This is a genomic window from Galactobacillus timonensis (assembly GCF_900240265.1).
In the GTDB taxonomy this organism is placed as follows: Bacteria; Bacillota_I; Bacilli_A; order Erysipelotrichales; family Erysipelotrichaceae; genus Bulleidia; species Bulleidia timonensis.
The window spans coordinates 829,763-854,020 of record NZ_LT964739.1 but is presented as its reverse complement, the minus strand read 5'-3'; the positions used below and the strand labels follow the sequence as shown (position 1 = coordinate 854,020).

Annotated in this window: 20 protein-coding genes and 3 rRNA genes; 5 read left to right on the top strand and 18 right to left on the bottom strand. The window is 50.4% G+C overall.

Going from position 1 to position 24,258, the window contains the following annotated elements:
- Nucleotides 1-15: 15 nt before the first annotated feature.
- On the bottom strand, nt 16-1,617 hold the full coding sequence (locus C1714_RS04025) for a PTS system mannose/fructose/sorbose family transporter subunit IID (protein ID WP_102341987.1): 1,602 nt from the start codon (nt 1,615-1,617) through the stop codon (nt 16-18).
- Nucleotides 1,618-1,641: 24 nt separating this feature from the next.
- Nucleotides 1,642-2,124 (bottom strand): PTS sugar transporter subunit IIB, encoded by a 483-nt coding sequence (locus C1714_RS04020; protein WP_102341986.1) that lies wholly within the window; start codon nt 2,122-2,124, stop codon nt 1,642-1,644.
- Nucleotides 2,125-2,411: 287 nt separating this feature from the next.
- Between C1714_RS04020 and C1714_RS04015 the strand changes: the two genes are divergently transcribed.
- The gene (locus tag C1714_RS04015) at nt 2,412-2,813 is read left to right on the top strand and encodes a winged helix-turn-helix transcriptional regulator (protein ID WP_102341985.1); all 402 of its coding nucleotides are present in this window, start codon (nt 2,412-2,414) and stop codon (nt 2,811-2,813) included.
- Nucleotides 2,814-2,837: 24 nt separating this feature from the next.
- On the opposite strand, the gene C1714_RS04010 is transcribed toward C1714_RS04015, so the two are convergent.
- Together C1714_RS04010 and C1714_RS04005 are read right to left on the bottom strand one after the other, a co-directional pair.
- On the bottom strand, nt 2,838-3,503 hold the full coding sequence (locus tag C1714_RS04010; protein WP_102341984.1) for an HAD family hydrolase: 666 nt from the start codon (nt 3,501-3,503) through the stop codon (nt 2,838-2,840).
- Nucleotides 3,496-4,080: a TetR/AcrR family transcriptional regulator gene (locus C1714_RS04005; protein WP_102341983.1), complete on the bottom strand. Its 585-nt coding sequence runs from the start codon at nt 4,078-4,080 to the stop codon at nt 3,496-3,498. Before C1714_RS04005 ends, C1714_RS04010 begins: the two co-directional genes overlap by 8 nt.
- A gap of 100 nt (nt 4,081-4,180) precedes the next feature.
- Between C1714_RS04005 and C1714_RS04000 the strand changes: the two genes are divergently transcribed.
- Nucleotides 4,181-4,792: a hypothetical protein gene (locus tag C1714_RS04000; protein ID WP_102341982.1), complete on the top strand. Its 612-nt coding sequence runs from the start codon at nt 4,181-4,183 to the stop codon at nt 4,790-4,792.
- Nucleotides 4,793-5,208: 416 nt separating this feature from the next.
- Here C1714_RS04000 and C1714_RS03995 read toward each other — a convergent pair whose 3' ends face one another.
- From C1714_RS03995 to rplK, 14 genes are all read right to left on the bottom strand, one after another.
- Entirely contained in the window at nt 5,209-5,874 is a 666-nt protein-coding gene (locus C1714_RS03995) for an amino acid ABC transporter permease (protein WP_102341981.1), read from the bottom strand.
- A gap of 34 nt (nt 5,875-5,908) precedes the next feature.
- Nucleotides 5,909-6,808, bottom strand: coding sequence for an ABC transporter substrate-binding protein (locus tag C1714_RS03990; protein ID WP_102341980.1), 900 nt, complete (start codon nt 6,806-6,808; stop codon nt 5,909-5,911).
- Nucleotides 6,809-7,064: 256 nt separating this feature from the next.
- Nucleotides 7,065-8,429: an MATE family efflux transporter gene (locus C1714_RS03985; protein ID WP_102341979.1), complete on the bottom strand. Its 1,365-nt coding sequence runs from the start codon at nt 8,427-8,429 to the stop codon at nt 7,065-7,067.
- Complete coding sequence (locus C1714_RS03980) at nt 8,426-9,784, bottom strand: MATE family efflux transporter (protein ID WP_102341978.1); 1,359 nt, start codon at nt 9,782-9,784, stop codon at nt 8,426-8,428. The genes C1714_RS03985 and C1714_RS03980 overlap by 4 nt, the downstream gene beginning before the upstream one ends.
- A 58-nt stretch (nt 9,785-9,842) precedes the next feature.
- Nucleotides 9,843-9,948 (bottom strand): 5S ribosomal RNA (gene rrf, locus C1714_RS03975).
- A gap of 106 nt (nt 9,949-10,054) precedes the next feature.
- Nucleotides 10,055-12,958, bottom strand: a 23S ribosomal RNA gene (locus tag C1714_RS03970).
- A 247-nt stretch (nt 12,959-13,205) separates the two neighbouring features.
- Nucleotides 13,206-14,733: ribosomal RNA gene (locus tag C1714_RS03965) — 16S ribosomal RNA — on the bottom strand.
- Together the 16S, 23S and 5S rRNA genes form the textbook arrangement of a ribosomal RNA operon.
- A gap of 394 nt (nt 14,734-15,127) precedes the next feature.
- Nucleotides 15,128-15,406, bottom strand: coding sequence for a glutaredoxin family protein (locus C1714_RS03960; protein ID WP_102341977.1), 279 nt, complete (start codon nt 15,404-15,406; stop codon nt 15,128-15,130).
- A 56-nt stretch (nt 15,407-15,462) separates the two neighbouring features.
- The gene (locus C1714_RS03955) at nt 15,463-16,758 is read right to left on the bottom strand and encodes a metallopeptidase TldD-related protein (protein WP_102341976.1); all 1,296 of its coding nucleotides are present in this window, start codon (nt 16,756-16,758) and stop codon (nt 15,463-15,465) included.
- Nucleotides 16,758-18,191, bottom strand: coding sequence for a TldD/PmbA family protein (locus C1714_RS03950; protein WP_102341975.1), 1,434 nt, complete (start codon nt 18,189-18,191; stop codon nt 16,758-16,760). Before C1714_RS03950 ends, C1714_RS03955 begins: the two co-directional genes overlap by 1 nt.
- Nucleotides 18,188-18,874 carry a hydrogenase nickel incorporation protein HypB gene (hypB, locus tag C1714_RS03945; protein WP_102341974.1) on the bottom strand — a complete coding sequence of 229 codons (687 nt, stop codon included), beginning with the start codon at nt 18,872-18,874 and terminating at the stop codon, nt 18,188-18,190. Before hypB (C1714_RS03945) ends, C1714_RS03950 begins: the two co-directional genes overlap by 4 nt.
- Nucleotides 18,867-19,553 carry a hydrogenase nickel incorporation protein HypB gene (gene hypB / locus C1714_RS03940; protein ID WP_102341973.1) on the bottom strand — a complete coding sequence of 229 codons (687 nt, stop codon included), beginning with the start codon at nt 19,551-19,553 and terminating at the stop codon, nt 18,867-18,869. The genes hypB (C1714_RS03945) and hypB (C1714_RS03940) overlap by 8 nt, the downstream gene beginning before the upstream one ends.
- A gap of 124 nt (nt 19,554-19,677) precedes the next feature.
- Nucleotides 19,678-20,355, bottom strand: a complete 678-nt coding sequence (rplA, locus tag C1714_RS03935; RefSeq protein WP_102341972.1) for a 50S ribosomal protein L1 — start codon at nt 20,353-20,355, stop codon at nt 19,678-19,680.
- 1 nt (nt 20,356) lies between these two features.
- A complete protein-coding gene (rplK, locus tag C1714_RS03930; RefSeq protein ID WP_102341971.1) occupies nt 20,357-20,782 on the bottom strand; it encodes a 50S ribosomal protein L11 in 426 nt (141 codons plus the stop codon).
- A gap of 396 nt (nt 20,783-21,178) precedes the next feature.
- On the opposite strand from rplK, the gene C1714_RS03925 reads away from it, so the two are divergent.
- From C1714_RS03925 to C1714_RS03915, 3 genes are read left to right on the top strand one after another with little or no spacing between them, the layout of a single operon-like run.
- The gene (locus C1714_RS03925) at nt 21,179-22,279 is read left to right on the top strand and encodes an SPFH domain-containing protein (RefSeq protein ID WP_102341970.1); all 1,101 of its coding nucleotides are present in this window, start codon (nt 21,179-21,181) and stop codon (nt 22,277-22,279) included.
- A 3-nt stretch (nt 22,280-22,282) separates the two neighbouring features.
- Nucleotides 22,283-23,368, top strand: a complete 1,086-nt coding sequence (locus C1714_RS03920; protein WP_102341969.1) for a TFIIB-type zinc ribbon-containing protein — start codon at nt 22,283-22,285, stop codon at nt 23,366-23,368.
- 1 nt (nt 23,369) lies between these two features.
- Complete coding sequence (locus tag C1714_RS03915; RefSeq protein ID WP_102341968.1) at nt 23,370-24,221, top strand: TPM domain-containing protein; 852 nt, start codon at nt 23,370-23,372, stop codon at nt 24,219-24,221.
- Nucleotides 24,222-24,258 lie beyond the last annotated feature (37 nt).

Below are 24,258 nucleotides of genomic sequence, written 5' to 3'. Positions count from 1 at the left end.
TTCTATCTAGTAAAATCAGCCGATCAGACCTAACAATGCAAGCAGGAAGCTGATGCCCATCGTCACAAGCATCACCCACCCCATCTTCTTGCCATCTTTGATTGCTTTATAGATCAGCATCGTTGCTACCAGCGGCATAATGTTCGGGCAGATAGCATCAAACACCCCAGTTTGCAGATCAAAGATTGTTACACCTTCCTGAACAACTGAAACCGTCCAGTTCAGCGTTACATAATTAACGATTAGAGCACCGGATACTGCGCAGCCAAGAATGTTCGCAACTTCAATTGCCTTCTTGAACAGACCAGATTCCATCAGACGCAGAACAGCTTCGCCACCCTGTTCATAGCCGGTACGGCACATCCACCAGCCTGCACCCCACCAAATGACCATAAAGATTACTGTGTAAGCAATAGGAGCCCAGACCTGTCCCTGCTGAGCGAGGTTAATGAAGATAACTGCAAGGACCGGAATCAAAACGACCTGTGAAAGCGTATCACCAATACCTGCACACGGTCCCATCAGACCGGACTTCAGAGAAGTAAATGCGTCGTCATCAATCTCTTTACCAAGCTTTCTCTGCTCTTCCATCGATGCGCAGACACCCATAATCATGCCGCCAAAGTTATGATCGGTATTGAAGAACACGGACTGTCTCTGCATAGCCTTAGTCAGTTCTTCTTTATCATCGCCATACAATCTTTCAAGAACTGGAACCATAGCGTTGCAGAAGCCTAAGCCCTGCATAATTTCGTAGTTGTAGCAGGATTCGCAATACATCTCCCAGCGCAGCCACATCTTACGAAGCATCTTCTTATCAATCAGCTTGTAGGAAGTCTCCTGCGCATCCTTGGTATTTGAGAACGCTGCGAAATCTTCTTTATCAAAGCCAACAACCAGAATAGCAACGCAAGCAAAGATCAGTGCAATTGCAATCGTATTCAGGCCGAGGAAGCTTGCTGCGAAGAAGCCAAGGAACAGGAAGATCTTTGCCTTCCCCTTGAAGATCGTTGTCAGCATTACGCCAATACCTACAGCAGGAAGCACTCCGCCCATAACACTCAGAGCCTGCAGAACCGCACTGCCATTCATCGCATCTGCCGCCGCAACGACGCCCTTGGATCCAAAGTAAACAATGACAAAGGCAAGAATGAAACGAATGATTGCCTTCACACCCTGAGGCAGCCATACGTTGGCAAACATCATTCGCTTGGACTTACCTTCATTGATCCACTTCTGAGCAAGCTGTACTACGAAGCACTGTGCAGTCATCGTCAGAATCCAGACAACGGAACCAATGACGCCCAGCGGTACCGCCAGAGCCAATGCAGCGTTTGTATCAAGGCCGCCAGCCAAAGCGAATGCCGTACCCATGATGCCAGCCATCGAAGAATCTTCTGGCAGTGTACCTCCAGCGGAAATGACGCCGAGATACATAATGTTTATCGTTGCGCCAATGATGCAGCCCTTTACAGGGTCGCCCATGATAATACCAACGAACAAGCCTGAAACCAGTGGACGATCGATTGTCGCCCAAGTGCCCATACTGCCGAAAGGCCAAGGGCTCTCGGCGAGGACGTAGTACAGGGCAACCAGTACTGCTTGTAATACTGTCATTTTCTTTTATCCCCTTTTTTAACCTTAAAGAAGGCTATCTATACTCTTTTTCGAATCAGTCGGTACCATTTGATAATAGATTTCGGTCCCAGACGCAATGATGTCCCTGAACTGCTGAACCTCCTCATCGCTTGCGGAAATATTTCTATTGAACCGTTTTCTTCCGGCTGCCATTCCCATATTTCCTAAAATGATCTCGTTGAATTTAACGCCGTTGCGGATCATTGCAAGCATCGGACCAGGAACCTTAGTCATGACAATGATGTTCTGATCGGGCTCACTATCTTCAAGAAGCCATTTCGAAGCATCCTCTTCATTCTTAATGTCAACAGTAACGCCAAGCTGCCCAGCCACAATGTTCAGCAGACGTTTCTGCATAGCATCGTTTACAAGCTTGTTATCGACAATCAGAATGTAATTCGGATTCGACTTGATTTTGAGCCAGGAAGTTGCGATCTGACCATGAATAAGACGTTCATCAATGCGTGCTAAGACTATATTTCTCATGAATACCTCCATCGTTATGAATTCCGGTTTTGCAAGACAATGAACATAATATGATAATAAAACATGCTTTCATCATTTTGAAAAGGCCGCATTAAAATAGCTATATGCTATTCTATTGATTAGGAAACCGGGTGATTCATCGATACTGTAGAACCAAGAGCTTTTGTTTCTATACGATTATTTTAGTTTTGACGTTTTAATGTTCAATTAGGCACTTTCATGTAACCGGTTTCTTGGAAGTTACCAATTGTGTAATTGCTGTCAATCAGGATCTGGAGGATGTAAGAATGGAAGAAAAAGCGACGACATTAAGCAAAGATAACTTTGATGATTTGTTCTTTGCATGCACAGCTATTTTTGCCAGGAAATGGCAGCTCTCAATCATCGTTTGCTTATCCAGCAGTCCCAAGTGTTTTGGTGAAATACTCAGCTATCATCAGGGCCTCAGTAAAAAAGTCCTTTCAACGAACCTTCATAAGCTTGAATCAAAGGGCGTGATTGCCCGGAAAGTATTTGAAGATGGCAATATCAACCGTGTCAGCTATTCTTTAACAGACGCGGGAAACGAATTGATCCCAATTTTGGAACAGTTGTTGGTCTGGGGCAAAAAATATGCTCCATATTCCAAGGACGACAAATCAAAATACGATAAAGAAAAGTTTGCGGAAGACAAGACAGAAAACAGATAACGCTATGCACTATTCAGTGCTGCTTTAGTCCTCGCTAAGATCCTCTTTCATCTTCTCAAGAACGATCTTCATCGATGGCACTTCAAGCAGTGCTTTTTTTATGCATTCTTCGTCTGGTGTCTTCAAATCAGGAACAATCACATACGGTATTTTAGCTCTGTTTGCCGCAATAGCTCCGTTCTCAGAGTCTTCAAAAACAACTGCCCGATCCGGAAGGACAGCAAATCTGCGTAGCGCTTCGAGAAATATATCTGGCTCCGGTTTGGAATGCTTCACGTCATTATATGTAACAACATCAGAGACATAGGAATCTACTCCTGCCGAATGCAGAAGTTGCTCTGCCATATCCCGATAATTTGAAGTAGCAATGCAGATGGGAATCTTCTTTTTCTGAAGAAATGAAAATGTCTCCAGAATTCCTTCTTTTGTCTTTACGCCATTGTGAATAAGACCTTGAACACACGCTTCATAAGCATCATCCAGAACTTCTTCTCCATGTTCCGGAATATTGCCGAAATAAAAACCAGACAGGTCAAACGTTCGTGATCCAATTGCTTCAATCAATTTGTTCTTATTGAATTGAAAATGATGAGCAACACAGGCATCGATCTGTGCCTGATAATAGACTCGCTCCGTATCGAGCGTAAGACCATCCATATCAAACACTGCTAACTGCATCCGTTCAAACATTTTTCTTGGTCATCCTTTCATTTATCACAAAGGGCTCCAGAAGCCGCATCTGGCTGTCAACGAAATCATCCAGCGAAAGAGCAGTATAGGTACTTTCCTTTCCTGCTTCTCTTGCCCAGGAGATATGACTGAGCATGATGACTTCAATGTAATCCTTCTTCCATTGATCACTCATTTTCTCTGAAAGGACACCACACCGCTGAAGGCTTCCCAGCATATGGAACAATACATCTTTAAAATGGTTCACTGCCTCTCGATTGTCTTCAAAGAATGCCGGTTCCAGCCGCTGCAGATCCGATACAGAAAAGAAAAACCGCTCCTGCCGCACGCCTTCTGCCATCCGGCGAATGTATCGCCGAAGATCATCCAGCGACTCTGCCTTTTCTTCCTGTGGCGTCGTCCAATTTTCTCTTAATAATGCTGTAAGAATATCGATCTTTTTTGGAAAGTAATACGTCAGATTACCGGGGCTGATTGCCAATGCCTCCGCGATCTCACGCATCGTTACCTTTTCATACCCATATTTGTTAAACAGATCCTGAGCTGTATTCAATATTTCCTCGCGCCTGTTAGACATACCAACATGATAGCACCGCAGAATTTTTCACGAAATTGACAATTAGTACATTTGTACTATTATCAATTGGCAACCTGTCTAGCAAAGGAGATGAACCCATATGAAAAAGACATTGCTTACACTGCTCGCGTTGATTACCCTTGCCGGCTGCGGATCTTCCTCAAAAGCGTCTGCGGCATCTGCCTCTGCGCAGACCGCCGGTTCGACAGTTTCAGCCGATACAGTATCTTCCGCCTCGCTCACCCGCACCACATTGACCGGCAGCGATTACACGACTGCTATCACAGAACTTGAATCCCTTTCAAATGACCTTGCTACGAAGGCAGAGTCTTCCGCTGAAGGCTACACTGCTCCAGAATCTACGACGATAGCCCAGGTTATCAGCGTCAGCTCAGACGGTTACCCTTCCATGTCTACGATTCATGCATGGAAAGTGGATGGTGACAAAATCACAGTCGTTATGACCGATGGCCGCACGATTTCCAACCTGATCAACACAGGGGATCGCGGAACAATCCTGATCCACGGCTCCGCCTACTACCTGCTCCATGTAGAAACAGAAAATGTAAAGACACTGACATACAGCGATGAGTCCTACCAAAACGGCGAATTCAACACAGATTACTCTGGCGCCGACCACCAGGCAGCGGAATATACTGTAACTTTCAAGATCAATGAACTCGAATCTACACAGGTTTATATGTTTGACTGATTGAATTTGTTTCTGTTTCCTTTATACTGAAAGTGGAAAAAGGGTCACCAGTGACGGCTGCCCTTTCCGGTTAGACGAAATGACCGCTAACGTTTGAGAGCTAGGCGGTCATTTTTTTGAACCACGTCCGACCTTGTAACCAAGGCTGAACGCGGAGAGAACAAGTCCAATCAATGAAACAATCAGAGTCATTCCTTCAATTGTCATGGGACACCTCCTTACCGGAAATTCAATAAGGGAGGCCCGGTACAATGTTCTCTCCTCCCTGATGCCTTATACTTCGCACCGGAAGGACAGCCGCCACCGTATAGTGACCGAAGCAGAGTGATTCCCCTGCACTTTTTATGAGACGAAAGATCCGGGATTTCCCGAATCATTTTTAAAACGCTGCGGCCAATATCGACCGCAGCATCTTTTCATCGATCATAGGCTTTCATCCGCTTCTCAACGACACCGACAACGCGGGACATTGAAAACGTCAGAACCAGGTAGATCAAACCTGATATCAGCAGTGAAGGAATCGCCAGGAACGTCGCCGACTGCACCGTACGGTAGGCTGTCGTCAGCTCCGACACAAAGAAGACACTTGCCAGTGACGTTGCCTTGACGATCGAAATGAACTCATTGCCAAGTGCCGGCATGATGTTGCGGATCGCCTGCGGAAGAATGATCTTCTGCATCACGTGACGCATCGACATGCCAAGACTCACTCCCGCTTCCCGCTGCCCATCATCGACCGCCTGGATTCCGGAACGGATATCTTCCGCCACATAGGCACTCGAATTGACGACAAGAGCACTCACGATGCAGGCCGTATCCGACATCTCGAACGGAACAATCTTCGGCAGTAACAGCCAGAAGAAATACAGCTGCAGAAGAATCGGCGTACCACGCAGAATCTCAATGTAGAAATCAACAATAACCTTAACAATCCTGATCTTCGACCTCTTGAGCATCGAAACGGCAATTCCGATCAGTACCGCAAACACTGCCGTAACCAGCGACAGCCATAAAGTCCCCAGAAGTCCATCCAGATATACGCCCGAATAACGGGACCAAATGCGTGAAATCTGTTCCAGCATATGTCAGCTCCACTTCCCGATTCTATGAATTCAATCAGTTCTCACTGATACCGAGATTCTTCGCATACTCGGTATATTCGTCATACCATTTTGAATACTGTCCGCTCTCCAGCAGCTCATCGATGCAGTCGTTGACAAAGTTGATCAGATCCGTTTCACCCTTCATTGCGCCGACACGCATACCATCGTATTCTTCGCCAAGCTCGAACTTGTAGTCCTGCACAACCAGACCGCAGCCAGGATTGTTATCAATGTAGAGCTGCGCACTGCTGCGGGCAACGATTGCCGCATCCGCCTTGCCTTCCTGAACCGCAAGGTATGCGTCCGTCATCGAGCTGACCCGCTTGAATTCCTTGTAGGTCGGCACATCCTGATTCACCAGCAGCTCCTGCAGAGAACCCGACTGCGTCACAATCGTATAGTCCGCAAGATCTTCCGCCGACGTAATTTTGGACGCCAGCTCCTCTGTCGTCAGAATGCCGTAGCCCGCATCATCCTCCGTAAAGTAATAGCCCTTCGAAAGTTCCATTGCCTCCGCGCGTTCCGGTGTATAGGCAAGCGCCGAAATCGCCAGATCATACTTTCCTTCCGGAACGGAACTGAGAACGGCCGAGAACTCCAGCGGCACAATCTCAAGCGCAACGTTCATCTTATTGGCGATATATTTTGCCAGCTCAATGTCCGCACCAACATACTGATCATCGCCGCTCTTCGACGGATCGATGAATTCGCACGGTACCCAGTACGGTTCCGTCGCAACCGTCAGTACGCCGCGCTCCTTGATCTCTGCCAGACGTCCGGTTGCTGTATCCGCAATACCCGAACCCGCATCCGCCGGAATCGAGGATGTCGAAGAAGCCGTAGCCGAAGCTGAAGCCGAACCGCATCCCATCAATGTCACTGCCGCCAAAACCGTAGCCATTGCCTTTTTCATATTTCTTCTCCCTTTCAACGAAAAAGCGCATCCTCTGAGTTTCCTCTGAAGATGCGCTTACCAGCAAAATCCTGTGATTTAGAAACGCCTAAGCCTCATGCGTCTCCTTCCGCACATCTTCATACAGCGAAAAATGGTGATGATGATGGATCATCGCCGAATGCGAATGGTGCTGATGTACGAAAGTCATCGTTGTCATGCGTGTTTTATATCACAGCTTTACAGAAATGAAAAGAATTATTTTCTGAAAATATTTTCAACTGTTGGCTGAATGACGGATTTCGATTTCCGCCCACTTCAAGGCGGCCGACACCGTAAACATCAGATAGATCGATGCCGAAATCCAGGCCGTCTGATCCGCCATACAGATGGCCCCATAGCCTAGCTTTCCAACCAGAAGACTGCTCACCGCCGTACGCGCCGCCATCTCAATGACACCGGCAAGCACAGCCTTCTGACTCCAGCCGATGCCCTGCACCGAGCTGCGTGTCACAATGAGGATACCCAGCACCCAATAGAAGAAGCCGAGCGCACGCAGATACTGTGCCGAAGCATCCAGCACATCGCCCGCATCCCCGCTCAGGAAAATCTTCGACAGCGGCCGACCGAAGAAGATCAGCACCACACCGATGGCAATGCCATAGACGACTGCAATCTTCTCGCCGATATGAATGCCCTTTTTGATCCGATCCAGCTTCCCCGCACCGAAGTTCTGCGAAATGTACGTCGACATCGCCGCGCCCAGAGCATCAAAGGGACACATCGTAAACTGCTTGATCTTCAGGCCTGCCGCAAAGCCCGTCACATGCACGGTTCCAAGCGTATTGTTCGCCGTCTGCATCACCATGGATCCGATGGCTGTAATCGAAAACTGCAGACCCATCGTAAGACCGTTGTTCAGCAGCCGCCGGCACATCCGGCCACTGTAAATCCGCTCTTCCTTCCCAATGTGCAAAACCGGAAATCTCCGGATCACCAGGATCACACACAGAATGCCGCTCAACGCCTGCGAAATCACCGTCGCAAACGCCGCGCCGAACACTCCCATGCCAAGATTCACGATGCAGAAGAGATCCAGGCCAATATTCAGGACTGCCGAAAGAGCCAGAAACAGAAACGGCGTACGACTGTCTCCCACTGCTCTGAGAATAGAAGCCATGTAGTTATAGAGAATTGTCGCCGGAAGCCCCAGAAAGATCGTCACAAGATAGGCATAGGCATCGCTGTACAGCTCCGCCGGCGTCTGAAGCAGATGTAGAATCTCCGGCGTAAGCAGCGCCGTAGCTGCCGTAAGAACCACCGCAATGATCGCCGCCCATACGGCCCCGTTGAACACATACCTGCGCATCTCGCTTTCCCTGCGGGCCCCGAACGAGGCGGCAGCCGGAATCGCAAAACCAGCCATGGATCCCTGCACAAAGCCAAGAACCAGAAACTGAACCGAAGAAGAGACACCGACCGACCCCAGCGCATTGGCACCGAGCGTCTGCCCGACAATGGCCGAATCAACGATATTGTAGGTCTGCTGAAACAGATTCCCCAGCAATAGCGGAAACGTAAAATTCAGAATCAGCCGCACCGGATCCCCTTCCGTCAGATTTTTCGCATTCGTTCTGTTCATTTCCCATCCCCCGCCTGACTTTGAATTTCGCGCTTCGCATGACGGATCGCCGCCAGACACGTAGGAATTATATAGCAGTCCGCCGCAGCCCATGCGGCCGCATCCGCAAAGCAGATGCCGGTATAGCCGATCCTGGGCACCAGGAATAAGGCGACGACCGTACGCGCACCCATCTCAAACACGCCAGAAAACACCGCTCGATTACTCCAGCCAAGACCCTGGGTTGCCATACGGAAGATATAGACAAAACCAAGAATAATGTAGAACGAACCATCGGTACGAAGATACTGCGCAGATGCCGCAATCACATTCCCCTCATTTGCCAAAAGACCCGACAACGCGGATCCAAACACAATCATGATGAGACCGCCGACGATGCCCCAGCCGACGGCAAGCTTCACGCCGGCCTTCATTCCTTCAGAAAGCCGCTGCTCCTTACGTCCACCGTAATTCTGGGAAAGAAAGGTACAGAGCGCTGCCGACAGCGCATCAAACGGACACATCATCAGTGTATTGATCTTATGGCCGGCGGCGTAACCTGCCACATACACGGTACCGAGGCTGTTATTTGCACTCTGCATGACCATGGATCCGATCGCAGTGATCGAAAACTGAAGTCCCATCGGAACACCCATGTTCAAAAGAGTACGCATCATGGCCGCATCGATGACCCTGTCTTCCTTGCGAAAGTGCAGCACATCATATTTGCGAAGAATAACAAAGAGACAGAGAAGGCCGCTGATCCCCTGCGACACAACCGTCGCCAGTGCAGCGCCGAAGACACCCATATGCAGCACCAGAATGCAGAAGAAATCAAGACCGATATTCAGACCCGAAGAAAGGGCCAGAAACAGAAACGGCGTACGGCTGTCACCGACGGCGCGAAGAATCGAAGATATGTAATTGTAGAGAAGTGTACAGGGAATACCGATCAGAATCGTCAGAAGATAGGCATAGGCATCCGCATAAATCTCGCCAGGCGTACGCAGAAGAATCAGAATGCCGTGACACAGCAGCCCCGAAACTACGGCGAGAATCGCCGCAAACAGCGCCGTAAGAATACTGCCGTTATAAAGATAGCGCCTCATCTGGGACAGACGGTTACCACCGAAGGCAGAGGCACATGGAATCGAAAAACCGGTCGCTATTCCGAAGCAGAAACCAAGAATCAGAAACTGCACCGAAGAAGAGACGCCGACAGCTGCCAGCGCATTATCACCGAGTGTCTGGCCGACGATCGACGCATCCGCAAGACTGTAGATCTGTTGAAACAGATTACCGAAAAGAAGAGGAACTGTAAACGAAACAATCAGCCGCAGCGGATCACCTTCCGTAAGATTCCGGGTACGTTCCATATATCCTGCCTCCAAAACACATTAAAAAAGAGAAGATCGCTTCGATCTTCTCGAGAGAACCCGGCGGCGTGCATACTTTGCCAAAGGCTATGTCCGCCCCTGCAGTGCTTAACTTCTGTGTTCGGGATGGGAACAGGTGTGACCACTGCGGTATCGTCACCGGATCATATCAGGGGATTGCTCCCTGAAAACTGAATAACAGTACAGACGTAATAGAATGTTGGTCTTTCTAAATGGCGTTTCGATTTCTTCTTTGGATAATAGTCTCGTGTGAATAAATCTTCGATCAATTAGTATCAGTCAGCTCAATGCCTCACGGCACTTACACCCCTGACCTATCAACCTCGTCGTCTTCGAGGGATCTTATCTTCTCAAGGAAGGGGAAGTCTCATCTTGGAGCCGGTTTCACGCTTAGATGCCTTCAGCGTTTATCCGATCCATTCTCAGCTACCCGGCCATGCCGCTGGCGCGACAACCGGTACACCGTAGGAATGTCCATCCTGGTCCTCTCGTACTAGGGACAGCTCTCCTCAAACTTCCAACGCCCACAACAGATAGGGACCAAACTGTCTCACGACGTTTTGAACCCAGCTCGCGTACCGCTTTAATGGGCGGACAGCCCAACCCTTGGAAGCGAATTCACCTCCAGGATGCGATGAGCCGACATCGAGGTGCCAAACCTCCCCGTCGATGTGAACTCTTGGGGGAGATCAGCCTGTTATCCCCAGGGTAGCTTTTATCCGTTAAGCGACGGCCATTCCATTCTGCACCGCCGGATCACTAATTCCGACTTTCGTCCCTGCTCGACCTGTTTGTCTCGCAGTCAAGCACTCTTCTGCATTTACGCTCGATGAATGATTTCCAACCATTCTGAGAGTACCTTTGAGCGCCTCCGTTACTCTTTGGGAGGCGACCGCCCCAGTCAAACTGCCCATCTGCCACGGTCCCGTACCCGGTTTACGGCATACGGTTAGAATTTCAATTAAATAAGAGTGGTATCCCAACATTGACTCCGATGAATCCAAAGATCCAGCCTCTTAGTCTCCCACCTATCCTGTGCATATTTAACCGAAACTCAATAGCAGACTGCAGTAAAGCTCCATGGGGTCTCTCCGTCTAGTTGCGGGTAACCTGCATCTTCACAGGTACTAAGATTTCACCGAGTCTGCTGCCGAGACAGTGCCCAAATCATTACACCTTTCGTGCGGGTCAGAACTTACCTGACAAGGAATTTCGCTACCTTAGGACCGTTATAGTTACGGCCGCCGTTCACTGGGGCTTCAATTCTGTGCTTTGGATTGCTCCGGACACTTCCTTTTGACCTTCCAGCACCGGGCAGGTGTCACCCCCTATACTTCGCCTTGCGGCTTGGCAGAGAGCTGTGTTTTAGTTAAACAGTTGCTAGGGCCTTTTTTCTGCGACTCTTTCGAGTACCCCTTCTAGCTAACGTACGGGGTCAATTTGCCGAGTTCCTTGGCAACAGTTCTCTCGCTCAGCTTAGGCTATTCGCCTCGTCCACCTGTGTCGGTTTTGGTACGGGACAATTGATGATTAACGCCAGAAGCTTTTCTTGAGAGCTGGGTCCACGCTCTTCGCTACTTGGGTCTCCCCGTTCACTCGGTCCGTGCTTTGAATTCCGCTGACGGATTTCCCTGCCAGCCTTCTATATGCACGTCCTGCCCAATCCATTCAGGGCTCACGCTTCCCTTCTCTGTCACTCCTTCACTCATCAACCGTGCGCAGGAATATCAACCTGCTGTTCATCGACTACGCCTTTCGGCCTCGCCTTAGTTCCCGGCTTACCCAGGGAGGACGAACCTTCCCCTGGAAACCTTGGACTTACGCTGAATCAGATTCTCACTGATTTCTCGCTACTCACACCGGCATTCTCACTTCCATGCGCTCCACCACTCCTTACGGTATGGCTTCAACGCTCCATGGAACGCTCCCCTACCACTCATACTTTTCAGTACGAATCCAAAGATTCGGTACTGCGCTTAGCCCCGGTTAATTTTCGGCGCAGAGATACTCGACTAGTGAGCTGTTACGCACTCTTTCAAGGGTCGCTGCTTCTGAGCTAACCTCCTAGCTGTTTACGCGTCTCCACATCCTTTTCCACTTAGCGCAGATTTTGGGACCTTATCTGTTGATTACGGGCTGTTTCCCTTTTGACCACGGACCTTATCACTCGCAGTCTGACTGCAGGGTACTAAAATACGGCATTCGGAGTTTGATATCAGTTGGTATGGCTAGGTGCCACCCGCGTGATTTCAGTGCTCTACCTCCGCATCTCTTCACCCCACGCTAGCCCTAAAGCTATTTCGGGGAGAACCAGCTATCGCTGTGTTCGATTGGAATTTCTCCGCTAATCACAAGTCATCCGCCAACGTTTCAACGGGGGTCGGTTCGGTCCTCCAGATGGTTTCACCCATCCTTCAACCTGCTCATGACTAGATCACTACAGCTTCGGGTCTATCCCTGCATACTGCTCACCCTGTTCAGATTCGCTTTCGCTGCGGCTCCGCATTGTCTGCTTAACCTCGCATGCAAGGATAACTCGCCGGTTCATTCTACAAAAGGCACGCCATCACACATCAATGTGCTCTGACTTTTTGTAAGCATACGGTTTCAGGATCTGTTTCACTCCGCTCCCGCGGTTCTTTTCATCTTTCCCTCATGGTACTGGTGCACTATCGGTCATATAGGAGTATTTAGCCTTGCCGGATGGTTCCGGCTGCTTCCGTCAGGATTCCACGTGCCCCGACGTACTCAGGATCCCGCTCGAGCCTCTCTCGCCTTCGCCTACAGGGCTTGCACCTCCTGCGGCTGAGCTTTCAATCTCATTCGGCTGGCTCAATCAGTCTCTTTATTGCGGTCCTTCTACCCCGACCCTTAGATCGGTTTGGGCTCCTCCGGTTTCGCTCGCCACTACTCCCGGAATTACGTTTGTTTTCTTCTCCTCCGGCTACTAAGATGTTTCAATTCGCCGGGTTTTACTCATCAGCCTATGTATTCAACTGATGATGACACCCCGTTACGGGTGCCGGGTTCCCCCATTCGGATACCCGCGGATCGTTGCCTGTTTACGGCTCCCCGCGGCGTTTCGCCGTTCGCTGCGTCCTTCTTCTGCTCTATATGCCAAGACATCCGCCGTACGCTCTTCTTCATTTAATCACTTCGCGTAAGATTCTCTTCTTACACGGCTTACTGAGAACTGTTATCCAAGTCTTTTACTGTTTTTCAGTTCAGACTTCTTTAAAATCTTTTCAACTATTCAGAAAGACTTTCCTTTTCTGTTATGTCTTTCTCTGTTATTCAGTTTTCAAAGAACATTCCTCTTCAGAGATCTTTTGATCTCTGAAAACCAAACAGGAAACTGCACTCCCTTTGAACGTGCTTGCTTGTACATCTTGCTCCTTAGAAAGGAGGTGATCCATCCCCACGTTCTCGTAGGGATACCTTGTTACGACTTGACCCCAATCATCGGCCCTGCCTTCGACGGTTCCTTCCCCTTGCGGGGTTCGGCCGCCGGCTTCGGGTATTGCCGACTCTCATGGTATGACGGGCGGTGTGTACAAGGCCCGAGAACGTATTCACCGCGGCATGCTGATCCGCGATTACTAGCGATTCCAGCTTCATGAAGTCGGGTTGCAGACTTCAATCCGAACTGAGACAGACTTTAAGAGATTCGCTTCACCTCGCAGTGTCGCTCCTCGTTGTATCTGCCATTGTAGTACGTGTGTAGCCCAGGCCATAAGGGGCATGATGATTTGACGTCATCCCCGCCTTCCTCCGGTTTATCACCGGCAGTCTCTCCAGAGTCCCCAACTTGATGCTGGTAACTGAAGACAAGGGTTGCGCTCGTTGCGGGACTTAACCCAACATCTCACGACACGAGCTGACGACAACCATGCACCACCTGTCTCCCTGATAACCTCTGCTGTATCTCTACAGTTTCGCAGGGGATGTCAAGGCCTGGTAAGGTTCTTCGCGTTGCGTCGAATTAAACCACATACTCCACCGCTTGTGCGGGCCCCCGTCAATTCCTTTATGTTTCACACTTGCGTGCATACTCCACAGGCGGAATACTTATTGCGTTTGTTGCAGCACTGGGTCTCCCCAACACTTAGTATTCATCGTTTACAGCGTGGACTACTAGGGTATCTAATCCTATTTGCTCCCCACGCTTTCGTGCCTCAGCGTCAGTTACTGTCCAGACAGCCGCCTTCGCCTCCGGTGTTCCTCCATATATCTACGCATTTTACCGCTACACATGGAATTCCGCTGTCCTCTCCAGTACTCCAGCCTCCCAGTATCCAAGGCTTTATGGGGTTGAGCCCCACGCTTTCACCTTGAACTTAAAAGGCCGCCTGCGCACCCTTTACGCCCAATAATTCCGGATAACGCTCGCCACCTACGTATTACCGCGGCTGCTGGCACGTAGTTAGCCGTGGCTTCCTCGCGCGGTACCGTCACAAGAGGGTCCTCCCTCTCCATTCGTCCCGCGCAACAGAGCTTTACATTCCGAAAAACTTCATCACTCACGCGGCGTTGCTCGGTCAGGCTTCCGCCCATTGCCGAAAATTCCCTACTGCTGCCTCCCGTAGGAGTCTGGGCCGTCTCTCAGTCCCAATGTGGCCGTTCAACCTCTCAGTCCGGCTACGCATCATCGTCTTGGTGGGCCGTTACCTCACCAACTAACTAATGCGCCATAAGCCCATCCACCAGTGTTTCTCTCCTTTAATAATCGAACCATGCGGTTCTATTACCTATCCGGTTTTAGTACCCGTTTCCAGATGTTATCCCGGTCTTCGTGGGCAGGTTGCTTATGTATTACTCACCCGTTCGCCTCTGAAAGTCTCAAGCAAGCTTGAAACTCTCCGATCGACTTGCATGTATTAGGCACGCCGCCAGCGTTTATCCTGAGCCAGGATCAAACTCTCCATTTGATTTGACTCTTTTAACTGACTTTCGTCAGTCAATTCCTTTTGAATTGACGTTCTTGTTCTGTGCTTTATTTCCTGTTCGGTTTTCAAAGATCACTGCATCGCTTCTCGGCGAGTGCTCATCTAATCTATCGCTATTCTTTTTCCTGTGCAAGTATTTTTTGCAATTTTTCGTCAAAAATTTCCGCCGCTGTGAAAATTTCCCCGGAAAGCGGTTTTTTATAGCGTTTATTACCACTCGCACTCGTAGTATAGCCTGTTTGACAGATTTTTCACATTATTTTTACCTTTTTTTGCTGTTGGCTGCTGTTGCTTTCAATCCTCAATCAGGATCCTACAAAAAGGAACCGGCACCGGATTCTGTCTCTGATCCGTGTCAGTTCCCCCATATACATACTTACTTTAATGCCGCATCCAGCACACGCTGCACATTGGCCTTTGTCTCATCATACTTCTCAAAGAGATGTGCCTCATACAGCTTCTCATCGCCAATCCACAGGCACGGAACAGCGTGATAGTCATACTTGTCCACAATATCCGGATGCGCATTTTCTTCAATGAAATCAATCTCCACATCCTTGTATGCCGGATTTTCTTCCTTCAGCTCCGCCAGCGCCTTCTTTGCATTCTTGCAATAAGGGCAGTCTTCCAGATAAAACCATGTAATTTTCTTCATAACACTCTCCCCGCCATGATCCTAACAGGAACAAAGAGCGGAAGCGAATAACATGCTCAGCGATCTTCGACGCCGCTCACCGTCACTCCGTCCAGCCGCGTCCACGCCGGAATCAGTGCATGATCATACTGCTTCTGATGTTTGGACATCGTCAGCGTCCCCAGCAGCTTCAGCACGTTGCCCGACACCGAGCCGCCCGATACCGGTGTCACCTCAGATCCATGGTGCCAGTACGCGAGCCGGATCTCGCCGAAGAAATCACCGTTGCCCTCCACCTGGAAATCCGAAAATTCAACCGGCTCCAGATAGTCTTCCTTCGCCAGATCCGCATCCTCATGCGTACCACCGCCCGCCGCAAAATTGCCGACCCGGAACGTATCCTGTAAACCAAGATACTGCGCAAACTGCCGCGAACCCCAGAAATGCACCGGAATATTGTCCTCCAGCAGCGTCTCGTCACGGATCAAAGCGCCATCCGCATCAAACAGCGCATTGGCCGAAGAATTGGCAAGCTCCTTCACGGCCCTTATTGTCAGCCTGTCACCGCCCGCCGCATCATCTGCGCAGATGTTTTTCCCGATCGTAAACTGCGACATCTTTCCATAAACCGCGTCCGCCGAAAGCTGCTGCAGAAAGAAATTGTAGAACGCCACCGCATCCCCCGTCGTAAATACCACTGGATACGTGCCCAGCTTCGGTGTCGGTTCTGTATGGAGACGGTCTCTTCCCATCACCATCGCCCGCTGCAGGTCATCACCAACCATCGCCCGATCGCAGCCGCCGCCCTGATAGCTGCGGTACAGCTCAATCTCATGGCTCTCATTGCGCGCATCCACGATCACTTCCAGAAATGAGGAAGGTACCTTCTGCGTCAATGAAACTCCGTTCGAATTCCAGTACGAAACCTCACTCACCTTCGTAAAGATCTCATAGCTGTTAATATCCTCTGTCGCCGTCTGGGGAATTTCTTTCATCATCGTAATGAAATCGGATGCCATCCCCTCAATCGGTTCCCGCACAAAATCTGCCGAAGCCGGCGCATTCTCATCCCCGCTCACCAGCTCATAGTTTTCCGCCGTTCCCAGCGATGCGGCCTTGAGCAGCTTCTGCAGCTCAGCAGCCCACACTTCCTTGGAAGACGTCGGGGCAAACTCCGCCTGCGCCGATCCTATTCTTTTCCCGTCTTCACTGCGCTTGTACAGCTTCACAAAGGTATGCGTCACATTGACCGCGCGGTTCTGATCCAGATTGTGGCGGATGAAGTAAAACTCCCATCCCGTCTCTTTATTTTCATGGATCTCCCAGGCATCGGCGCCTGCCTGCTTTACTGTTTCCAGAAGTTCACTGTTCATCAGCCCAGCCTCGCTTTCATCTTCAGATACGGTCCGCCATCGGACACCTTGACAAACTCCTTGTAGCCCTTTCCGCAATAGCCGGATCCATAGACGCCGCGGTCATTGGAAACCATCGAAATACTGTTCAAAAGATCCGGCACATAGCCCGTCATAATGATCGGAGAAACGACCTTCCCCGTCAGCTTTCCGTCCCTGATTTCTCTGCCCAGAGTGAGGATGCACTGAATGCCCCAGTGCTTCGGATCCTCCATGCCCGAGCTGATCCCTTCCAGAAGATAACCGTACGAAATGGAGGAAATCATCTCTGCCAGCGTACTGTCTCCCGAATCAAACAACGTATTCGTCATCCGCGTATAGACTTTATGTTCAAAGTTTTGACGCTTCCCGTTACCCGTCGGCTGAATGCCAAGACGAACCGCGCTCAGTGCATCGCAGATGCCGTTTCTCAAAATTCCATGATCAATCTCGATCACATCACCGGCCCTGGTACCTTCATCATCGAAGGCATACGACGTAACATTCTGTGCACACAGCGCACCTTCATGCATCGTAACAAGGCTGGACGCAATCTTCTCACCCATCTTTTCCCTGGCGAGTGCTCTGTTCTTGACGAACATATCCATTTCCATGCCATGGCCGAACGCTTCGTGCGCAATGACACCGGCAACCTCAGGGTTGGCAATCACATCATATTCACCCGGTGCAATCGGCTCCGCCTTCTTCAGATCCGCCAGCTTCGCCAGCGACTGCTTCGCAAGCTGAGGGAGCCGGTCCACAATTTCCAGGCCGCAAAGACCCGAGTCCGCGCTGTATGACGGAATTACGCGTCCATCCGCCATACCGACCGAAATCGCATACACCTCCGCAATGACATAGCTCTGCTTCAGATGCTTGTGCTTCGAAAGAAACATCTTATTGATATGCGTCGACGATACACTGAGCATGAAGTTAAGCAGATCCGGATTCTCCTCCGTCACCTGCGCATACAATCCGTTCAGCTTCCCGAGAAGCCCGTCCAGATCCGCCTCCTCAGGCAGCTGCTGCACTTCGGACTCATAAAAGATCTCATCCGGCTCATCCGGGATCGCCCCCGTCGCATAGATGCTTGCAGCAGTCTTTGAAAGGATTGCGTCCTGCGCCGCCAGCGAAGAAGCGATCCGCTTCGCTGTACCTTCAACATCTGAAGGATCAAAGGTATTCAACGCATACTCACGATAGTGACCATCGTTCATGACACGGATCACAATACCCCTCTCCGCCGTCAAAGAATTGGTTGTTACACTCTGTGTCCCGCGGCGGACAACAGCAGCCAGCGCTGGCGAATCGGTTGCCAGGGCACTGACATATTCATACTCCTTAGAAAGAATATCGATCAGCTGCTGCAGCGGCTGTTCGATTCCTGCCAGATAACTGGAAAACGGTGCCTTCATTCCTTGCCTCCTGATTTTGTTCCTGGCCGTTCGATCTGTTCCTTGAGCCAGGAAATCCATTCCTCAAATCCTTCTCCGGTTTTTGCCGAAAGGAAGATGATCTTCGCATCCGGATTTAAATCATGGATCCGCTGCACAAAGGCCGCATCATCAAACGCGAAGAATTTCCGTGTATCGGTCTTGTTGACCAGAATGCACTGACACACCTGGAACATCAGCGGATACTTGAGCGGCTTATCATCGCCCTCAGGTACAGAGAGAATTTCGACATTGATATTGGAGCCGGTGTCCTGTTCTGCGGGGCACACGAGATTGCCCACATTTTCAAGAAACAGAAGATCCAGACCGCCGGCGTCAAACTCTTTGATCGCCTGCATGGTCATGGACGCGTCCATGGCACATTCGCCGCCTGTATGAACCTGGATTGAGCGGACGCCTGCCTGCTTCATCTTCTCGGCGTCGACGGTCGCATCGATGTCAGCTTCCATAACACCGATCCGGTACGCATCCTTTAATGCTGCAATCGTCCGCAGCAGCACCGACGTCTTACCGGCACCGGGCGAAGCCATGATATTGACCAGGAAGGTTCCGCTCTCTTTGTTAAGTTCACGTACCCGGTCGGCAATCCGGTTGTTTTCTTCAAAGACGCCGACGTTGACGTTGATCACTTTGACTTCAGACATGTGCCGCCTCCTTCCATGCGTTGAGATCGTTTTTGAGCCATGTGCACCATGCGTCCATGCCTTCGCCGCTCACCGACGACACAAAGAAGACAGGAACACTGGGATTGCGCAGCGCAATATTATGCTTCACACGCTCACAGTCAAAGTCAAACGCCTCCAGCGCATCGATCTTCGTAATCACGACGACATCCGCCTTTTCAAACATCAGCGGATATTTGAGCGGCTTATCGTCACCTTCCGGCACCGACAGCAGAACGATATTCTTCCATGCACCGGTATCAAATTCGGCGGGGCACACAAGATTGCCAACGTTCTCCAGAATCACAAGATCCAGTGAAGAAAGCGGAAGTTCGCGCAGACCCTGCCGCGACATATCCGCATCGAGATGGCACATTCCTCCCGTATGAACCTGAACCGCCGGAACCCCGAGCCGCGCAATCGTCTGCGCATCAACATCCGAATCAATATCGGCTTCCATCACACCGAAGCGGACCGTATCCTTCAAACGCCTGATCGTCCCCTTCAGAAATGTCGTCTTACCCGCCCCCGGCGAAGACATGAGGTTGTAGTAACAGATGCCCCGTTCACGGTTTTCCTGACGCAGCACATTCGCATCCGAATCATTATCCGCAAGCACCGATTCTTTTACCTCCAGTACCTTTACCTGCCAATCGGCCATATTACCTCCTGATTAATATTCACGTGCATCCATTATAGCCTAATGCCCCTATCCAGGCCGGGTAATGACATTGCCTTAGAAAAAAAGGACACTCCGCATTGGAATGTCCTCATTGTTAAATGAATTACGCAATCGTAACCTTGACGCCCGGGCCCATCGTCGAAGCGACAGTAACCGAGTTCATGTAGTTGCCCTTGACCGAAGCCGGACGAACCTTGGCAATCTGATCATAGAGAGCCTTGAAGTTCTCAGCCAGAGCCTCTTCCGAGAAGGAAGCCTTGCCAATCATAACGTTGACGTTGCCATCCTTATCCGTACGATACTCAACCTTGCCCTTCTTGATCTCTTCAACAGCCTGCGCAATGTTCATCGTAACCGTACCCGTCTTAGGGTTCGGCATCAGGCCCTTCGGACCAAGCAGCTTACCGAAACGGCCAAGCTTGCCCATCATGTTCGGCGTCGCAACGATAACATCGAAGCCCAGCCAGCCATTCTTGATCTGCTCGAGCATATCATCGGCACCGACGAAATCAGCACCTGCAGCCTTGGCTTCCTCAGCCTTGGCACCATCCGCAATAACCAGAACCTTCTGCGAACGGCCGGTGCCATTGGGAAGAACCATAGCGCCACGGATATTCTGATCTGCCTGACGCGGATCAATGTTCAGATTGAAGCAAGCCTCAATCGAAGAATCAAACTTCGTCGTGCTCGTCTTCTTAGCGAGGGCAACTGCCTCTGCATACGGGTATGTCTTTGTGCGATCGACCTGGGCGAGCGCAGCCTTATACTTCTTTCCAGCCATCTTACTTTGCCTCCCAGCCTTCAATTGCGATGCCCATATTCTTGGCCGTGCCGGCAATGATCTTCATTGCCGCATCAACATCGTTTGCGTTCAGATCCGGCATCTTGTACTCAGCGATCTCCTTGAGCTGAGCAGCCGTAATCTTGCCGGCCGTCGTCTTGTTCGGCGTACCGGATGCAGTCTCAACGCCTGCAGCCTTCTTCAGAAGAACTGCTGCCGGAGTCGTCTTGAGAACGAAGTCAAACGACTTATCCTCATAAGCGGTGATGATAACAGGAACAATGTCGCCCTTGCGATCCTTGGTCTTGTCATTGAACTCTGTGCAGAACTTCGGCATGTTGATGCCTGCAGCTGCCAGAGCAGGTCCCGGTTTCGCACCGCCGGCCGGGAACTGAAGTTTGCTGATCTTTGCAACTTTCTTTGCCATGTGGCTTTCCTCCTATCTATAGAAAGTTTCACATGCAGTGGTATGCGGACAGTTGCTGTCCTCCCACGCATCTGAATACGCACACAAAAAGTGCGCTTGATTAGTATAGAACCTGCCTGAGCAATCGTCAACCTGTATCAACGAAGCTCATGCGTACAGAAAATCGCTCTCGTCTTCTCGCAGGCAGATTCATGCACGAAGGCTCATTTAACGATGTAAGTAACGTGAACTACTCGTCTCTAATGAGCAGAGTAGTTCACAAAATCCCCATGGTACATGTGTCGAACCGGGCCCATGGTCAAACGGCATTCTTGTCTAATATTGTTTCCAGACTATGAAACATTCAACTGCTCAACTATAATTTTCTTGAATCAACCGAAAGGAAGGTACATATCTATGGGATTCATTCAGGCAGGCATCAGTGCCATCAGTTCCACCCTTTCCGACTCCTGGAAAGATTACTTCTACTGCGACGCACTTGGCGCAAACACAATAGCCGTCAAGGCTTCGCATAAAACAAAAGGATTCGGATCCCATCCCAAAGACAACATCATCACCGACGGCTCCATCGTTGCCGTAGCAGACGGCCAATGTGCCATCATCACGGAACAGGGACAGGTCGTCGATATCTGTGCCCAGCCTGGGGAATATACCTGGGACTCCTCTGCTTCTCCGTCTCTTTTTACCGGCAATCTCGCCTCAAGTGTCAAGGGTGTATTCTCTGAGATTGGCAAACGCTTCACCTTCGGCGGCAGCGCGGCGCAGGATCAGCGCGTCTACTATTTCAATACCAAAGAACTTCCAGGTCTCAAATACGGTACACCGAATGCGGTCCCGTTCCGCGTTGTCGACGCCCGTGCCGGCATCGATATTGATATCGGTGTCCGGTGTTTTGGTGAATACAGCATTAAGGTAGAGGACCCCATCCTCTTCTATACCAACGTCTGCGGCAATGTTTCTAATGCCTATACCGTTGATCAGCTGGAGGATCAGCTGCGCAGCGAACTTCTCACTGCCCTGCAGCCTGCCTTTGCGGCTGTTTCCGCCAAAGGCGTTCGCTACAGCGAAGTGCCTGCTCATACAACAGAACTTGCGGACGCATTAAATGAGCAGCTCTCGAAAAAGTGGAAAGATCTGCGCGGAATCGTCATCGTCTCTTTCGGCATCTCATCGATCAGCGCCAACGAAGAAGATGAAACGATGCTCAAACAGATGCAGCGCAACGCCGCCTACACGAACCCTGCCCTTGCGGCAGCAACATTAGTCGGCGCCCAGGCACAGGCGATGCAGGATGCGGCCAAAAACGCCAATGGCGCCGTCAACGGATTCATGGGCGTAAACATGGCTCAGAATGCCGGCGGAATCAATGTCAATAACCTCTATGCCCAGGCCGCAGATAATTCCTCCAGTGCCCAGGAATGGTACTGCCCAAAGTGCGGCACAAAGAATACAGGCAACTTCTGCTCCCATTGCGGGACAAAGAAGCCGCAGATGTAATCCATGCCCTCTGATACATTCGAATACAAATGTCCCAACTGCGGCGGCCCGCTGAAGTTTGATCCTGCAAAGCAGAAGCTGGCCTGCCCCTATTGTGACAGCACCTTCACGGAAGCTGAGGTTCAGGCATATTTCGCCGCTAAAGAAGAGCAGGCGGCCAATACCGTAGTTCTGACGCAGCAGGATGATCAGTATTCACAGGCAGAGGCCGCACAGCTGCGCGCCTATTCCTGCCCTTCCTGCGGTGCAAATCTCTACGCCAGTGAGAACACGGCCGTGACCCTGTGTCCTTATTGTGGCAATACCAATATCATCGCTTCCCAGTTCAAGGCAAAAAAACCGGCCGCGATCCTTCCGTTTCAGATCACCAAACAGCAGGCAGAGGAGGCGCTGCGAAGCTTCTATCATGGAAAGCCGTTTCTTCCCCGCGATTTTTCTTCCGAAAACCAGATTCAGAAAGTACAGAGCGTCTATGTCCCTTTCTGGCTCTATGATGCAAATATTTCGATCGATGCTTTGTATGACGCGATTCGGATCAACGAATATCCTCAGGGAGACGATATCGTAACTGAGACGGATCATTTCCGCCTCGTGCGCCGCGGCAATACAGATTTTCATTATGTTCCCGCCGATGCGTCGAAGCAGATGAGGGATGAATACATGGATTCTCTGGAGCCCTTTGATTATACAAAGCTCGTTTCCTTCCAATCCTCCTACATGGCCGGATGTATCGCTGACAGCTATGACATTACGGCGGAAGAAAACCGGTCCCGTGCCGAAGAGAGAATGATCCGCACGACGCAGAATGCGCTCGATGCAACAACGATCGGCTATCAACAGGTGATCCGCGTCGCCCAAAGTATCCAGCCAACAAAAGAGAATGCGGAATATGTCTTTCTCCCCGTTTGGATGCTTGCCACAACGTGGCACAACAAGACCTACCAGTTTGCCATCAACGGTCAAAACGGAAAGGTCGTCGGCGAGCTGCCGGCGGACTCCAATGCCTTCATCCGCTCAACGATCCTTCTGTTTCTGATTTTCTTCTTCATTTTTTCTCTGATTGCCTACGGGATGGCGGGAGGCTTCTAAGATGCGGAACATGATAAAACACCTGACCATCCTGCTGGCATGCATGCTGACAATGTCATGGTCCCTTCTGCCGGTACATAGCGAAGGCAGCTGCATCATTGATGATGCTGGTGTATTAACAACGGAAGAGTATTCAACACTCGAACAGGCGGCCGAAGAAATCTGCACTGCCAACGAAATCGGCATCTATGTCGTCTTCACCGATACGATGCACGGCTACAGTGACAGTGAGTTTGCCGAATACACCTATTACAACCATGGCTTAGGCTGGGGCGATGGAAAAAGCGGCATCCTGCTCGCCGTTGCCGTCGAGGATCGTTATTTTGACAGCTTCAGCTATGGTGCCGCGACCGATGTCTTTACAACCAGTGAACTCGACAATCTCAACGATATTGTCCTGGACTATTTCCGTAACGATGACTGGAACGGCGGCGCCCAGGCATTCCTTAATCAAGCGGCTTCCATCCTGGAAAACAGTGATTACGCCTACTACGAACCGGTCTATACCGATCCACCCATCAGCCAGCATCTCGTAGAAACGACGCCTCAGCAGCGCAAGGAACAATTCTTCAGCTATCTGCCATGGGCAGCGATCGCAGCAGCAGTCCTGGCATTCATCATCAATCTGGTACGCCGACAGGCGCTGAACAACACAGGCATACAGAAAAACGCTGGCATCTACCAGAACAAGAAGCTGGATCTGGAAGTATATCAGGATTACTTTATGTTCCGAAACCGCACCGTTCGCCACGTTCCAAAGCCACCGCAGGATTCCGGCAGCCTAAACGGAGGAAGCGGAGCCACGTATCATTCCTCAGGCGGAATGCACAGTTCCGGCGGCCATCATTTCTAAGAAAAAAGAGAAATTGGACATTCAAAATCCAGTTTCT

Excerpts from the sequence above, each read along its gene's own strand:
- C1714_RS04025 (WP_102341987.1), bottom strand. The coding sequence starts at position 1,617 with ATGACAGTATTACAAGCAGTACTGGTTGCCCTGTACTACGTCCTCGCC.
- C1714_RS04020 (WP_102341986.1), bottom strand. The coding sequence starts at position 2,124 with ATGAGAAATATAGTCTTAGCACGCATTGATGAACGTCTTATTCATGGT.
- C1714_RS04015 (WP_102341985.1), top strand. The coding sequence starts at position 2,412 with ATGGAAGAAAAAGCGACGACATTAAGCAAAGATAACTTTGATGATTTG.
- C1714_RS04010 (WP_102341984.1), bottom strand. The coding sequence starts at position 3,503 with ATGTTTGAACGGATGCAGTTAGCAGTGTTTGATATGGATGGTCTTACG.
- C1714_RS04005 (WP_102341983.1), bottom strand. The coding sequence starts at position 4,080 with ATGTCTAACAGGCGCGAGGAAATATTGAATACAGCTCAGGATCTGTTT.
- C1714_RS04000 (WP_102341982.1), top strand. The coding sequence starts at position 4,181 with ATGAAAAAGACATTGCTTACACTGCTCGCGTTGATTACCCTTGCCGGC.
- C1714_RS03995 (WP_102341981.1), bottom strand. The coding sequence starts at position 5,874 with ATGCTGGAACAGATTTCACGCATTTGGTCCCGTTATTCGGGCGTATAT.
- C1714_RS03990 (WP_102341980.1), bottom strand. The coding sequence starts at position 6,808 with ATGAAAAAGGCAATGGCTACGGTTTTGGCGGCAGTGACATTGATGGGA.
- C1714_RS03985 (WP_102341979.1), bottom strand. The coding sequence starts at position 8,429 with ATGAACAGAACGAATGCGAAAAATCTGACGGAAGGGGATCCGGTGCGG.
- C1714_RS03980 (WP_102341978.1), bottom strand. The coding sequence starts at position 9,784 with ATGGAACGTACCCGGAATCTTACGGAAGGTGATCCGCTGCGGCTGATT.
- C1714_RS03960 (WP_102341977.1), bottom strand. The coding sequence starts at position 15,406 with ATGAAGAAAATTACATGGTTTTATCTGGAAGACTGCCCTTATTGCAAG.
- C1714_RS03955 (WP_102341976.1), bottom strand. The coding sequence starts at position 16,758 with ATGAACAGTGAACTTCTGGAAACAGTAAAGCAGGCAGGCGCCGATGCC.
- C1714_RS03950 (WP_102341975.1), bottom strand. The coding sequence starts at position 18,191 with ATGAAGGCACCGTTTTCCAGTTATCTGGCAGGAATCGAACAGCCGCTG.
- hypB (WP_102341974.1), bottom strand. The coding sequence starts at position 18,874 with ATGTCTGAAGTCAAAGTGATCAACGTCAACGTCGGCGTCTTTGAAGAA.
- hypB (WP_102341973.1), bottom strand. The coding sequence starts at position 19,553 with ATGGCCGATTGGCAGGTAAAGGTACTGGAGGTAAAAGAATCGGTGCTT.
- rplA (WP_102341972.1), bottom strand. The coding sequence starts at position 20,355 with ATGGCTGGAAAGAAGTATAAGGCTGCGCTCGCCCAGGTCGATCGCACA.
- rplK (WP_102341971.1), bottom strand. The coding sequence starts at position 20,782 with ATGGCAAAGAAAGTTGCAAAGATCAGCAAACTTCAGTTCCCGGCCGGC.
- C1714_RS03925 (WP_102341970.1), top strand. The coding sequence starts at position 21,179 with ATGGGATTCATTCAGGCAGGCATCAGTGCCATCAGTTCCACCCTTTCC.
- C1714_RS03920 (WP_102341969.1), top strand. The coding sequence starts at position 22,283 with ATGCCCTCTGATACATTCGAATACAAATGTCCCAACTGCGGCGGCCCG.
- C1714_RS03915 (WP_102341968.1), top strand. The coding sequence starts at position 23,370 with ATGCGGAACATGATAAAACACCTGACCATCCTGCTGGCATGCATGCTG.